Source organism: Bartonella sp. P0282 (genome assembly GCF_048452985.1).
In the GTDB taxonomy this organism is placed as follows: Bacteria; Pseudomonadota; Alphaproteobacteria; order Rhizobiales; family Rhizobiaceae; genus Bartonella; species Bartonella choladocola.
This window is the reverse complement of the sequence record NZ_WTFO01000001.1, coordinates 320,618-333,810: the sequence shown is the minus strand read 5'-3', so window position 1 is coordinate 333,810 and position 13,193 is coordinate 320,618. Positions and strand designations below refer to the sequence as shown.

The 13,193-nt window shown below is 45.5% G+C and carries 12 protein-coding genes; 8 read left to right on the top strand and 4 right to left on the bottom strand.

Annotated features, from left to right (window positions below; genetic code table 11):
* Positions 1-15 precede the first annotated feature (15 nt).
* From GQS64_RS01570 to grpE, 3 genes are all read left to right on the top strand, one after another.
* Positions 16-783: an ABC transporter permease gene (locus tag GQS64_RS01570; protein WP_077990259.1), complete on the top strand. Its 768-nt coding sequence runs from the start codon at positions 16-18 to the stop codon at positions 781-783.
* Positions 784-1,037: 254 nt separating this feature from the next.
* The gene (gene hemC / locus GQS64_RS01565; RefSeq protein WP_077990257.1) at positions 1,038-1,991 is read left to right on the top strand and encodes a hydroxymethylbilane synthase; all 954 of its coding nucleotides are present in this window, start codon (positions 1,038-1,040) and stop codon (positions 1,989-1,991) included.
* Positions 1,992-2,144: 153 nt separating this feature from the next.
* Complete coding sequence (grpE, locus tag GQS64_RS01560) at positions 2,145-2,840, top strand: nucleotide exchange factor GrpE (protein ID WP_198230418.1); 696 nt, start codon at positions 2,145-2,147, stop codon at positions 2,838-2,840.
* 707 nt (positions 2,841-3,547) lie between these two features.
* On the opposite strand, the gene GQS64_RS01555 is transcribed toward grpE, so the two are convergent.
* From GQS64_RS01555 to GQS64_RS01545, 3 genes are all read right to left on the bottom strand, one after another.
* The gene (locus GQS64_RS01555) at positions 3,548-4,915 is read right to left on the bottom strand and encodes a serine hydrolase (RefSeq protein WP_198230417.1); all 1,368 of its coding nucleotides are present in this window, start codon (positions 4,913-4,915) and stop codon (positions 3,548-3,550) included.
* Positions 4,916-6,150: 1,235 nt separating this feature from the next.
* Positions 6,151-7,266 (bottom strand): 3-dehydroquinate synthase, encoded by a 1,116-nt coding sequence (gene aroB / locus GQS64_RS01550; RefSeq protein ID WP_198230416.1) that lies wholly within the window; start codon positions 7,264-7,266, stop codon positions 6,151-6,153.
* Positions 7,247-7,849, bottom strand: coding sequence for a shikimate kinase (locus tag GQS64_RS01545; protein ID WP_077994367.1), 603 nt, complete (start codon positions 7,847-7,849; stop codon positions 7,247-7,249). Before GQS64_RS01545 ends, aroB begins: the two co-directional genes overlap by 20 nt.
* 134 nt (positions 7,850-7,983) lie before the next feature.
* On the opposite strand from GQS64_RS01545, the gene GQS64_RS01540 reads away from it, so the two are divergent.
* From GQS64_RS01540 to GQS64_RS01530, 3 genes are all read left to right on the top strand, one after another.
* Positions 7,984-8,376, top strand: a complete 393-nt coding sequence (locus GQS64_RS01540) for a hypothetical protein (RefSeq protein WP_198230908.1) — start codon at positions 7,984-7,986, stop codon at positions 8,374-8,376.
* Positions 8,373-9,311: a site-specific tyrosine recombinase XerD gene (locus GQS64_RS01535; protein WP_198230415.1), complete on the top strand. Its 939-nt coding sequence runs from the start codon at positions 8,373-8,375 to the stop codon at positions 9,309-9,311. Before GQS64_RS01540 ends, GQS64_RS01535 begins: the two co-directional genes overlap by 4 nt.
* A 97-nt stretch (positions 9,312-9,408) precedes the next feature.
* Entirely contained in the window at positions 9,409-10,365 is a 957-nt protein-coding gene (locus GQS64_RS01530) for an acetyl-CoA carboxylase carboxyltransferase subunit alpha (RefSeq protein ID WP_077990247.1), read from the top strand.
* A gap of 665 nt (positions 10,366-11,030) precedes the next feature.
* Here the strand turns inward: GQS64_RS01530 and GQS64_RS01525 are convergent.
* The gene (locus GQS64_RS01525) at positions 11,031-11,675 is read right to left on the bottom strand and encodes a L,D-transpeptidase family protein (RefSeq protein ID WP_198230414.1); all 645 of its coding nucleotides are present in this window, start codon (positions 11,673-11,675) and stop codon (positions 11,031-11,033) included.
* 74 nt (positions 11,676-11,749) lie between these two features.
* Between GQS64_RS01525 and GQS64_RS01520 the strand changes: the two genes are divergently transcribed.
* On the top strand, positions 11,750-12,433 hold the full coding sequence (locus tag GQS64_RS01520; RefSeq protein WP_077990245.1) for a response regulator transcription factor: 684 nt from the start codon (positions 11,750-11,752) through the stop codon (positions 12,431-12,433).
* A gap of 112 nt (positions 12,434-12,545) precedes the next feature.
* On the top strand, positions 12,546-13,001 hold the full coding sequence (locus GQS64_RS01515; RefSeq protein ID WP_198230413.1) for a Crp/Fnr family transcriptional regulator: 456 nt from the start codon (positions 12,546-12,548) through the stop codon (positions 12,999-13,001).
* Positions 13,002-13,193: the final 192 nt, after the last annotated feature.

The window sequence follows — 13,193 nt, the reverse complement described above, 5'->3', positions numbered from 1 at the left end:
GCAGAAAGGCTGGCAATGTTTAAAAATGAAAAAACGCTTCAAGCATTGCTTGTTGTTGTTGTTTTTATTCTTGTTGTCGGCTTCTGGGAAACATCCGTGTGGCTGTGGCAGGTTCCGAACTATCTGTTGCCACCTCCCAGCCGCATTTTTTCCCAGCTTGTGCGGCTGCTGCAGTCAACCCTTTTCTGGGATAATCTCGGTGTTACAATGGTCGAAGTTTTGCTCGGCTATATTTGCGGCTTGGTGCTTGCGGCAATTCTCGGCATTGCCATTTCGCAAGTTCGCGTTTTCCAGCTCGCACTTTTGCCTTATATCATTGCCTTCCAGACGATACCGACGGTTGCTCTCGCGCCGATTTTTCTGCAATGGTTCGGCTATGGCATCACATCAAAAATTGTTATGGCCGCACTTATTTCGTTTTTCCCCATGCTCATCAATGTCATTGCCGGTTTACAATCGGCAGGACGCGAAGAAATACAGATGCTCAAGGCTTTCGGTGCCAACGAAATACAGATTTTGCTGAAAGTTAAATTGCCGGCTTCCCTGCCGTTTGTATTTGCAGGTCTCGGCCTTGGCATTATCTTTGCCCTGATTGGCGCGATTGTTGCCGAATTTGTCGGCGCTCAAAAGGGGTTGGGCAAAATGCTTATGCAGTTCAACGAGCAGTTCAACATTGCCGGCCAATTCGCCATTCTTGTCATTCTGGCACTCATTGGTGTTATCATGCATTTGATTGTCGGTTTCGCAAAACACAGAATCATTTTCTGGGATGGACAAAGATAACCTGATTTTTTGCCACCGGCTCGCAACATATCGCTTCAAAAAAACGTTATAACCAACGCGCAAAACAAAGAATTATTTGTTTCTTTTCCTGACATTTTAAGGAAAAATTGCCTTAAAATTTGAAAATGACACTCTGAATCACAATTTAAGCGAAGAGAACTTTCTTTTATGCGCAAGTTGAGTTAGATACTCTTAGAAACGCTCTAAAGAGTGTGAAGTTCGATTATTGGAATATACGGAATAGGCTTAGAGTTATGCGGATAAGGCTTGGAACACGGAAAAGTGCGTTAGCGCGCGTGCAAGCGGAAAGTGTGGCTAAGCTTTTGCGGGAGCTTGATCCTACATTGACAGTTGAAACTGTCTTGCTTGGCTGTGTAGGTGACAAAGATAAGCACACGAGTTTTCAGGATATAGGCAATGTCGGTGTTTTCACCAAGAGTGGTGAAGAGGCATTGTTGAATCGGGAAGTGGATGTTGTTGTCCATTCTTTGAAAGATTTGCCGACAGTGCAGCCCGAAGGGCTTGTTCTGGCTTCGGTTCCCAAGCGTGAAGACCCGCGTGACGTTCTTTGCGGCTTGAAATTTGATGATATTCGCAGCAATCATCATAAAATCGGCACCGGCTCCATTCGTCGTGCTGCCCAGCTCAGATCGTTCTTTCCGGACATCGAGATTGTGCCGGTTCGTGGCAATGTACCGCCGAGATTGCGCCGTGCGGTTGACAAAAACGGTATTGACGCAACAATTCTTGCGGCTGCCGGATTAAAACGGCTTGGCCTTTTTGAAGACAGCATGGAATGTCTCAATCCGCAAATATTCCCCTATGCTGTTGCCCAAGGGGCTCTTGGTATAGAATGCCGTCAAGGCGACCGCGATATTTTAAGACTGCTTAAAGCAATTGAATGCAAAAAATCGCGTGCCGAAACCGACGCCGAACGTTCATTGATGAAATATCTCAATGCCGGATGCAATTTGCCTGTGGGTGTTTGCTCGACATGGAAAAACACAATGCTTTATATGAAAGCCACCGTAACAGGCGTTGACGGCTTGAAGCAGATTGTCGATTACGCAACAACTTGTACTTATGGCGTTGAAGAAATGGGCAAGGTTCTGGCGGAACGGCTACTTGATAAGGGAGCCGGCGAGCTGCTAAGAGCCTGCACAGTCAATAGCAATAGAAAAAAGGTCGAAAGCCTGCTTAAAGCTTGAATCCCGACAATTTTTCAACCGGCTACCGATTATCGGTTAAAAGCGGGGGGCTGAACGTATTTAGACTGTCGTTTTACACGGTTTGCCTCTTGATTTTTCTCGCTAAAATTTCGATATCGAATTTAACAACTATTATCGAGAAGTAGGAATCCTATGTCTGAGGAAAAAAAGAAGTCTGGCGAAAGCGATATCAATAACCGTGACATAAAGAATCCGGCTGACAGAGATGCATTGAAACGTGCGGCCGATGATTTCTTGAAACAGCGCAAGGAAGAAGCGAAAGCCGAAGCCGAGGAAGATCAGGTTACCGATGAAGGTGCTGATCCGGTTGCTGCCATGCAGGCAGAAAATGACGAACTGAAAGATCAGGTTTTGCGGCTCGCGGCTGAAATGGAAAATTTGCGCCGCCGCACGGCTCGTGACGTTGCCGATGCGAGAGCTTACTCTGTCGCCAATTTCGCGCGCGATATGCTTCAGGTTTCGGATAATCTCAACCGCGCTTTGCAGGCTATTCCCGAAGGTGCACGTGAAAAAGATTCCGGGCTGAATGCTTTGGCCGAAGGGGTTGAAATGACGGAACGCGCCATGATGGCGGCGTTGGAGCGCAATGGCGTGAAAAAAATTGAACCTGAAGGTCAGAAATTCGACCCGAATTTCCATCAGGCTATGTTTGAAATCCCGAATACCGATGTGCCAAACAACACCGTACAACAAGTTGTTCAGGCCGGTTATGTCATCGGAGATCGCGTATTACGTCCGGCCATGGTCGGTGTTTCCAAAGGTGGGCCGAAAGAAACAAATACGAAAAGCACGGAAAACACCGAGCATAATGACAAGAAAGCGGATTAGAGCCTGTTTGCGCTTTAACCCGTATAACTGTACAAAAAAAGCTGTCAGGAAGCCCTCTGTCGAGGTTTAGAGTGTCGATCCGTTGTTCAGCTCTTTATTAAAGGCGGTAAAATTCCGCCTTTTTTTAATTTGCAACAGTTCAAGCCTTCTTTTTTCTGAATGCTTTCGGGAAACTTCATCGTTTCATTCCCGTTGCACCGCGTAGAAACATTGTTCCTGAAAGGGGAATTGGTCGAGCCGTAACGTGCACCATACCGGCTATATTTATCAAACAATCTATGAATCTATATCCATTATCCGGCAAGCATTTGGCTTCGTAATTGGCAATTGTTAAAGCTTCGTGATTGGCAATTTATAAATATGGCAGTGATGGAAGTTGATTATGCTTGGGCATAATTCCTGAATAGATTACCGGCTTCCAATCATTACAATAACCGGCTAGGTTCAATTTATTTAAGCACTGCCCTTCAAACTCTCTCCATGAGACAAGTGCCAAAACAATATAAGGGCAAAGACAATCTTGCACATTCCGTCATTTTGGCAGTTGAATAAAAATATCTCCGGTTCTTACCCGAAGCTTCGGTCTTTTTACCAAAATTCAGCCAATGTTTTAAACAATGACGTTCACGGCGATAAAAGGATTATGCATGCGTTCCGGAAAGATTATCCGGTGTAGTTGCCAGCTTTTCCTATCAAAAAAAGCTATTTCAATTCGCAACAACAAAACATGAATAGGCTTGTGCTGTTATTTTGCCACAAGCTGCATTTGCTTCACTTTCGCTTCCGAATGAACCGAACCTGACGCGATAAACCCTTTTTCCGTCAACAGTTGCCGGTTCGACATGGCCGAGCGATGCAACATTTGTATCGGACAAAGATTTTTTTATTGTTTTCAAAAAGCCTTCCGCTGAACCTTTATCCGGTAACGCGGCCACCTGAACAATGTAATTTCCCGACATTTCATTTTTTAGAATGTCGGTGACTGTCTTTTTGCTATCATCGGCATAAGCCATTGTCGTCGGGCTGGTTTCAACTTTGACTGTTTTTTTCACCGGAATAGAAATAGTAGAACGTGTTTCTACAACAGTTTTTGCCGGTTCGGTTGCGCGATTGCCACGTTGGGAAACAGAAGCTGTCACAATCTCGGCATTGTTTGTATCCGGTTGGACATTCTTTGGCTGTGGTTGTCCACGCCAAGCCGATTGGGCTACGTTCCATTGGGCAAAAATACGTTTTTTCGTCGACCGGCTGGCACTCCCCATATAGGCATTTGCAAGCAATACAACGACATCATCACGCTGACGGCCTGAAGTACCGCCAAGCACCACAACAACCAGTTTTTTGCCATCCTTGGCGATAGTTGTGGTAATTGTAAAACCTGCAAGGCCGGTAAAACCGGTTTTTAATCCGTCTGCACCGTCGATCCTGTCAAGAACACGGTTGTGACCTTTATAAACCTGGCCGCGATAACTGAATTCGCGCTGACTGAAAAGGTGATAATATTGCGGGAAATGGTCACGCATGGCAATTGACATCAAAGCAATATCGCGGGCTGTCGATACATGCCCTTGTGCAGGTAGACCATTGGCATTTCTGAAAGTCGTGTTCCGCATGCCGAGAGATCTTGCTTTCAAAGTCATAACACGCGCAAAATTTTCTTCGCTCCCGCCCAGATATTCGGCAGCAACAACGGCCGCATCATTGGCCGAAAGAACAATCATGGCATTGACTGCATCACGTACCGAAATTCTGGAACCGGCAGGCAAGCCCAGTTTCATCCGCGGTTTGCTCGCAGCATATTTGGAAACCGGCATTTCGGTATTCCAACTCAACCGGCCGCTTTGGATTGCATCGAAAACGAGATATAACGTCATGACCTTGGTAATAGACGCCGGTGCCCGTATTTCATCCGCGCGATTTGCATAAAGGACATTTCCGGTATTGGCATCAACCGCTATTGCCGGAAGCTCGACAGCATTCGATTTCGCCTGAACTGATGCAAGAGTAAAAAACAAGACGCTCGCAACCGCAATGATTAACGCGATCGAAAACCGTAAAACTTTAAAAAGACGCATCAGTCTACCCTGCCTGAACCTAAGCAATATGAAACAAGAAACGCAAAGAACCTAGCTCTTTCTATCATGCTGCATAAGAACGTTTACGTTAAGACCCGCTCCTGTAACAACGTTAATTTTTAGTAAATAACGCCGGTGAGTCGTATTTCATAATTTTTGTTATACAGGATTCAAGATGATAATCAACCTATCGGTTTCAACACGGATAGGAGATTCATCATAGATACCATTCATTACTATGTATTTTCTATTCATTTTTAACATAGGCTGCGTTTTCTGTATTTTGACCGATCGTTTTAACCATTAAAAAATTAAATATTATTTTATAATTACTTTATCACTCTTATATGTCATTGTAACAAAACTTGAAGACAAGCCGGATAAAAAGCCATGCTTTTTATCAAACGGGATGCTGGCACAGCTTTATAATTCTTCCCGTATTTTCGATAATTCTATCTGCTGATAGTTTGAGGGTTAATTCGAGGGGTAAAGGAGGAATGCACGAACGGGTCAATGACCTGTCAAACGTCATTTGTTGATCTATTTTTATGGTTTTGCTTTCACAAAAATTTTTGGATCCAAAATACTTGAGCAAATGGAAATACAAAAATGAAACCCGATCCTGTAAATGCAAAAAACTGCAAGCTTGCTGCAAAAGGGCGACGCCGTTCTTCCAGATCAGCACGAACGGCCATATCTGCATGAACGGCTTTGGCGGGTCAAATTGATTCCCGTTCATTTTTCGCTTCAACCGGCGACGGGATATAAATTCCGGATTGACCGACGATCAGATATAAACAAAAATTCGCGAATTAAAAAACCTCTCAATTTACGGTCCAGCAGGCTTTTACGCACTGGAATAACCATTTCATTTCGAGGAAAATACGATGGTGTCCGCGGTGGGATTCGAACCCACGACCCCAGGATTCATACCACTTCGACTTTCGCCGCCGGTCAAAACTATGACCGTTTGTGGTCTGGACTGTCCCTTCACCATTGGCAAAAGCCTTTAGGTGCTGCCCGTCCAGTCTCTACACCTTCCCTTTGTGAGGGCTTGGTTCGGGATTGGCAATGGCTATAAAAAGCCAGAAGCGTTCCCCGACTTTGAGCAGATCCGCTTCAAAAGTTTCCTTTAGAGGCGCCCAATTTATTTCAGGAATCCTGTGCTCTATCCTGCTGAGCTACGCAGACTTCATCGTAGTCGAAGCATTAACCAATATGACTGCTTCGATCAATCATTTTTCACCAAGTTTTTGTTTAAGAAATGCCAATACTTTTTCCGGCGGTACGTTTTTGGCAATGAATGATTGGCCCAAACCGCGTGTGAGAATAAAAGTCAGGCTACCGTGTTCGACTTTTTTGTCTTGCGAAATAATTTTCATCAATGTTTCAGCATCCGGCACACCACCGGGAACATCCTGCAAGGCAACAGGAAGGCCGACAGTGCTCAAATGGGTTTCAACACGGGTTGCAACATCGGCCGGACAAAGACCGAGGTAATTTGAAAACTGGTGGGCAAGAACCATGCCGATAGCGACACCCTCGCCATGTACAAGTCTGGCCGAATCATAATTTGTGACTGTTTCCAGTGCATGACCAAAGGTGTGCCCCAGATTCAATAATGCACGCTCGCCCGACTCATGTTCGTCATGGGCGACCACTTCGGCTTTTGAACGACAGGATTGCGCTATAGCTTCGATTCGCTCATGTCCTCCCAGAAAAATTTGCCGCCAGTTTTTTTCCAGCCATGAAAAAAAGTCGGGCTGATTGATTAAGCCATATTTGGCGACCTCGGCATAGCCGGCTCTGAATTCGCGTTCAGGCAGAGTATCAAGAATCTCTGTATCAGCAATGACAAGTTTTGGCTGATAAAATACACCGACGAGATTCTTTCCTTGCCGCGTATCAATACCGGTTTTGCCGCCCACCGACGAATCAACCTGAGCGAGAAGTGATGTCGGAATCTGGATAAAGTTCATGCCGCGGCGCACAATTCCGGCTGCAAATCCCGCAAGATCGCCCACCACACCACCGCCGAAGGCTATAACGAAATCGCCCCGCTCCAGATGATTATCAAGAATTTGATCTACCACGTTTTCCAGCGTTTCAAAGCACTTCGATTTTTCGCCTGCCTTGACCACGACCGGTACAACATCAATGCCGCTATCGCGCAAACTTTGTGTCAACATGCCAAGATGCAATGCTGCAACATTTTCATCCGTCACAACGACAACGCGTCTTTCCGGAAAACGGTTGGCAATTTCCTTACCTGCCGAGACAACCAGACCGGGTCCTATCAGAATATCGTAACTACGTTTCCCCAAGGTTACTTTAACTGTCTGATTTTCCATTTTTTAGCTGTCCTTTATTGCTGTTTCCCGATTTTGAAAGATAGCTTTCAACCGAACGCACAACATCGCGTGCCACCACGTCACGACGCGTCTTCCGGCTGTTTATGCGAATGTCGGCCAAAGCATAAACAGGGTAACGTTCTGCCATAAGTTTTTCCATAAAGGCACGCGGATCAGGTCTTTTTAACAAAGGGCGGTTTTGACGGTGGGAAACCCGTTCCATCAATACATCAAGCTCCGCATGAAGCCAGATAGAAATACCCTTTTCGGCAATAGCACTGCGCGTTTCCCCGTTCATATAGGCACCACCGCCCGTAGCAAGTACCATCGGCCCGTCTTTCAACAGCCGTAAAATCACACGCCTCTCAAGATCACGAAAAGCCGGTTCACCATAAGACTCGAACAATTCGGGTATTGTCATGCGTGCCGCCTGCTCGATCTCGTAATCGGCATCATGAAAAGGAAGCTCCAGCATAGTGGCCACACGTTTGCCGATCGTTGATTTGCCTGCCCCCATAAGCCCTACAAGGACGAGCGAACGCCCGTCCAGATGAGACATCAGACGATGCGCTGTTTTTGCCATCGGGCCAGTTTTTGAAAATCTGCTTTTCATGATTTTGTTTCGACATTTATCGCAGAATAAGTCAATCCCTGTTAATCTTTATAAGGCATGATAGTGTTTATAACCTTTTCGATTTTGGATAATTTTCTCTTGCCATGCCGACTCTTACCCGTTTGTTACTCGCCCTCGTCATATTGGTTGCGCTGATTTACGGTGCAATGGTCGGGCTTGTTTATCTCGTAAAACCGGTAACCACCGATATAACAATCGAAATTCAGCCGGAAAACCTGCATTTGCGTGATCGTGCATCTATCTCCCCAACGACAGAACAGAAAATGCCGACAAATAATGAGACTGATATGCAGCAAATGCCCGATGGCAAACCGTTGTCGAAAGATGAAGCGGGTGGCCAGACAGACAGCGGGAAAGATGATAATTCCTCAATCTCCGAAAACCGGCACAGCCAAGAGTCTGGCGAGCGGAAAGAGCAGAAGCCGGACATGTCGGAAGGCGGCTCGCCTGCACAAAGGAATGGCGGCAACAAATGAATCTTGCAGCAACAATCGACAATTTTCTTGAAATGATGAGTGCCGAACGTGGTGCTTCAAAAAATACTCTTGAAGCCTATCGCCGTGATCTTTTTTGGGCAAATGAAGAACTGGCGGCGTTCAAAACAACGCTGTTGGAAACAAGCGGGGATGAGCTCGCCAAAATATTGGCGTCTATGCAAAATGACGGCTTTGCCGCAACGTCGCAAGCACGGCGTTTATCGACTTTACGCCAGTTTTTCCAATTTCTTTATGCGGAAGGATTGCGCAATGATGATCCTTCAAGCGACATTGATACCCCGAAAAAGCGCGCGAATTTGCCGAAAATCATCAGCGAGAAACAGGTTAGTAACCTGCTCGATCTCGCCGAAGCAAATGCCAAACGTGAAGATGTATCACCGGCTGAACATAAAAGGGCTATGCGTCTTCATGCAATTGTCGAATTGCTTTATGCAACGGGCTTGCGCATTAGCGAACTTGTGAGCCTGCCGGTTCGTATTGTTCGTGGAGCGCCGGATTTTTTGCCGGTTCGCGGAAAAGGTTCCAAAGACCGGCTGGTGCCACTTTCGCAAAAAGCCAAAGAAGCCGTCAGGCAATGGCTGGAGTTACGTGATAAAACCTCAGGCAGCACCAGTCCCTATCTTTTTCCTACCCATGCCGATCAGGGCTATATCGCGCGCCAACTTGTCGCACGCGAATTGAAAGCGCTTGCCGTTGAAGCCGGAATCAGCGCCCATAACATTTCACCGCACGTTATTCGCCATGCTTTTGCAAGCCATTTGTTGCAACATGGTGCAGATTTGCGCGTTGTTCAACAGTTACTCGGCCATTCCGATATATCAACAACACAAATCTATACCCATGTTCTGGAAGAAAAGCTGCAAAGTCTTGTAAATGAGCATCACCCGCTTGCCGAGCGCTCTCATGCAGAGTAAAGAAAATGATATATTATTTATAAGACAGCGTGAAAGCTTGAAATAAGCCGTCAAATGGTATGATAAAAGCCGAGTAACACGATAAAAGTTGGAGCCGATGTATAATTATCTTGATTTCGAAAAGCCGGTTGCTGATCTGGAAGGGCAAATCTTTGAACTGAAAAAAATTGCCCAGGAAAAAGGTAGCGTCGACATGGGCGACGAAATATCCCGTCTTGAAGAACGCTCGCAAACGGCCTTGCGTGATCTTTATAAAAAACTCACTCCCTGGCAGAAGGCCCAGGTTGCACGTCATCCTGACAGGCCGCATTTTCTTGATTATTCAGCCGCACTCTTTACCGACGTAACACCCTTGGCCGGTGACCGCAAATATGGCGAGGATGAAGCCATTCAGGCGGGTTTTGCCCGTTTCAATGGACAGGCGATTGCCTATCTCGGACAGGAAAAGGGGTACGATACCCAATCACGGCTACGCTATAATTTCGGTTCGGCACGTCCGGAGGGATACCGCAAGGCCGTAAGAATTATGGAACTGGCCGACCGTTTCTCGCTTCCGGTCATTACTCTGGTTGATACAGCCGGTGCCTATCCGGGTGTAAGCGCTGAAGAACGCGGACAGGCAGAGGCTATCGCACAGTCAACCGCCGAAACGTTGCGATTAAAAGTTCCTGTTGTTTCTGTCATTATTGGCGAAGGTGGTTCGGGCGGGGCTATTGCTATTGCCGCAGCCAACAAAGTCTATATGCTTGAACACGCTATCTATTCTGTCATCTCTCCCGAAGGGGCTGCTTCTATATTATGGCGGGATGCAACGCGAGCAAAAGATGCCGCAACTTCAATGCATATTACAGCTCAGGATCTTTATAAACTGAAAATCATCGACGGTATTATTCCCGAACCTCTGGGTGGTGCGCATCGCAATAAAAAAGAAGCCATTGATGCAACTGGGCAAGTGATCGAAGCTGCTTTGAAAGGCATGGCGGGGAAAGATGGCGAGACATTGAAAAGAGAACGTTGGGATAAATATCTCGAAATCGGACGCTCCCTTTCATAATCCCGACGTTCATGGTTGTAACCATCGAAACGTTGTGATTGCGGAAGCTCGTCTGCAATCGTCGACATAGCCGTTTATAAAAGACACTTATATTTTATTTCACGTGATATATTTTGTTTCACGTGAAAACATCTGTTTCAATGATTGGATGTTTGACCTGAGCATTATTTATATCGCGCTGTTTCAATGTTCGATAAAATTTCCGATCATCCTGATAATTGAAAAGCGCCTGTTATCGGCTCCCTCAATTATTCTCGTCCAATTTTTAAAAATAGAAGAAGAATGCCGGAAACATATTGGCATTTCTTCAACAGAGCGGTTGAAATATTTAAAATGCCGGTGCCCCCCGAATGGTCGACCGCCGGATAGCCGATGAATTTTAGGCTTATCACATTCCACAACCTTATAAAATTCTTCCCGTTACAAGCCTATCGGGATCACCATTCAGTAGAAGTTCACGAAACCCCGATCGTGAATAGATCAATTGGTGTGCTCAAATGGTAGGTTCAAACGGTATGTTCAAATAGATGCTCAAACCGTTTCCACCCTGTTCATATTGTCGTTTTCCAACCGAACAACAAAATAGCGAACCTATCCGGAAGTTTTACTTTCATAAATTCCCGCAACAAACAGTTTTGTTTTTCCTGACGGAATAAAGGACTTACCTATTCCCTACCGCGGATGCTTTTTCTCAAACACTGCGCATGTTTTTTCTTAAACAGGCCGGCCGGTTTTGACCGAGTTAATGTGCCCAATGTCATTATTCTGGTTTGACGTGAAACAAAGGGTAAAATCCGTTCCATTGTGCGTTTTGAAACAGCTATACAACCCTCGGTCGGTTTGTATTCAGGGTGTGCGAGATGAAAAAAAATAGCGCTACCACGTTTTTGTATCCGGCAACGGATATTCCAATCCGGTATCAATGCAATATCGTAGAGCTTATCATCACGAAAGAGTTTTTCTGCGCTATTTCTGTAAGGCAATCTGACAGGACGATTATAATTTGCGTCCCATGGCTCATCGCACCAGCCATCGGAAGGTTTTATACGGTGGAGCTTCATCGGATGATGTGGTAGGCTGACAAAACCGCTTTTCCTGAAACCGCCAAGAATCGGCATAACAGCAATAGGCGTTGCACCATCGCCTTCCCGCTTCCTTGCAGTAAACCCGCTTCTTCCCAATGCACAAGGAAAACGGTATTGACCAATTGCCAAGATCCCTTTTGTTGTTGTACCGCATTTCTTGCGCACAACGATAAAAGGAACAATTTTTGGTGTTTTTAACGAATTTCTGATGAAAGACACTTGCATGACGTTCAGTTTTTCGTGATTGTTGACTGCAATTATTACATAACGCGTTAAAGCGTTTTTTATAAGGACTGAAAATGACCGATCGCACCCTTTTGATTGTAGATGATGACGAGGATCTGCGCTCTATTCTGGTAGAGCAACTACAAATGCATGAAGAATTCAATGTTCTTCAGGAAAGTACGGCTGCAAAGGGTCTCGAAACCGCCAGAAACGAGAATGTAGACCTGATTATTATGGATATTGGTCTGCCTGATCTCGACGGGCGTGAAGCGGTAAAAAAATTGCGTCAGGAAGGATTCCGTGCACCTATCATCATGTTGACCGGCCATGATACCGATTCGGATACCATTCTCGGCCTTGAAGCCGGTGCTAATGATTATGTAACAAAACCTTTCCGTTTTGCGGTTCTTCTTGCCCGCATTCGCGCCCAGTTGCGCCAACATGAACAAAGCGAAGACGCAACATTTCAAGTGGGGCCTTACACTTTCAAACCGGGGCAAAAACTGCTTATCGACGATAAGGGAAGCAAAATACGGCTAACTGAAAAAGAAGCTGCCATTATCAAATTCCTCTATCGTGCCGGTGACAATGTTGTAAGCCGTGACACGCTTCTGGAAGAGGTGTGGGGATATAATTCGGGTGTAACAACGCATACGTTGGAAACCCATGTTTATCGCCTCCGGCAAAAAATCGAAAAAGATCCCGCAAATGCGCAGATATTGATAACTGATAGCGGTGGCTATAGATTAAATCCGTAACGTTTTGGCAAAATAGACATATAACTTTATTTGCCAAAACCGGCACTTACGAAGCGTGACGCAATGAATTGGCCGAAATAAATCGTCAATTCATAAAAATAGGGAGTTTTCGTTGGCGATTACCGACGACATTGCTTTATTGGAAAAATTCGATTTTTTCAGCAAAATGACGACTGAACAATTGCGTTTGTTGATTTTTGGAGCAGAACGAAAGGAATTTGCCACCGGAGAGATTATTTTCACAGAAGGACAGCCCGCTGAAAGCGCCTATGTCGTTCTTTCCGGAACGGTCAATCTTTATCGGCAAAATAGCCAACCCAACCAGCCAATTGACATCATCAACAAAAATGCCCTGCTTAATGAGCTTGCTTTAATCACGAAAGTCAACCGGCCGTTCACCGCAATAGCGCAAAGCAATACGAAAACACTGAAAATAAATCGTATCGTATTCCTGAAGCTGATAAGTGAATTTCCTGAAATTACCCAACATATATATGACTATGTAAGCGAGCGTATGCGCGAGCTTGCAAGCAATATCAACCATCTCACCGATTTGAAAAAAAACTGAACAGAGTTGCTGCGATTATCCTGTTTGTTTCCCCGTTCATTTCTTTTCTTGCTTTTCAACGAACTCTATATAATCCCCGAAAAAATAATCCCTGAAAAAGCCACTCCCGAACAGTTTACGGCCTTTTTCTATCAAATCGACGGGGCTTTGCTTATTGACCATTTTGGCCGCCGCCCCTGATTTTCAAAAGTT

What these genes read in the sequence shown, in the direction of transcription:
- GQS64_RS01570 (WP_077990259.1), top strand. Translation starts at nt 16, where the DNA reads ATGTTTAAAAATGAAAAAACGCTTCAAGCATTGCTTGTTGTTGTTGTT.
- hemC (WP_077990257.1), top strand. Translation starts at nt 1,038, where the DNA reads ATGCGGATAAGGCTTGGAACACGGAAAAGTGCGTTAGCGCGCGTGCAA.
- grpE (WP_198230418.1), top strand. Translation starts at nt 2,145, where the DNA reads ATGTCTGAGGAAAAAAAGAAGTCTGGCGAAAGCGATATCAATAACCGT.
- GQS64_RS01555 (WP_198230417.1), bottom strand. Translation starts at nt 4,915, where the DNA reads ATGCGTCTTTTTAAAGTTTTACGGTTTTCGATCGCGTTAATCATTGCG.
- aroB (WP_198230416.1), bottom strand. Translation starts at nt 7,266, where the DNA reads ATGGAAAATCAGACAGTTAAAGTAACCTTGGGGAAACGTAGTTACGAT.
- GQS64_RS01545 (WP_077994367.1), bottom strand. Translation starts at nt 7,849, where the DNA reads ATGGCAAAAACAGCGCATCGTCTGATGTCTCATCTGGACGGGCGTTCG.
- GQS64_RS01540 (WP_198230908.1), top strand. Translation starts at nt 7,984, where the DNA reads ATGCCGACTCTTACCCGTTTGTTACTCGCCCTCGTCATATTGGTTGCG.
- GQS64_RS01535 (WP_198230415.1), top strand. Translation starts at nt 8,373, where the DNA reads ATGAATCTTGCAGCAACAATCGACAATTTTCTTGAAATGATGAGTGCC.
- GQS64_RS01530 (WP_077990247.1), top strand. Translation starts at nt 9,409, where the DNA reads ATGTATAATTATCTTGATTTCGAAAAGCCGGTTGCTGATCTGGAAGGG.
- GQS64_RS01525 (WP_198230414.1), bottom strand. Translation starts at nt 11,675, where the DNA reads ATGCAAGTGTCTTTCATCAGAAATTCGTTAAAAACACCAAAAATTGTT.
- GQS64_RS01520 (WP_077990245.1), top strand. Translation starts at nt 11,750, where the DNA reads ATGACCGATCGCACCCTTTTGATTGTAGATGATGACGAGGATCTGCGC.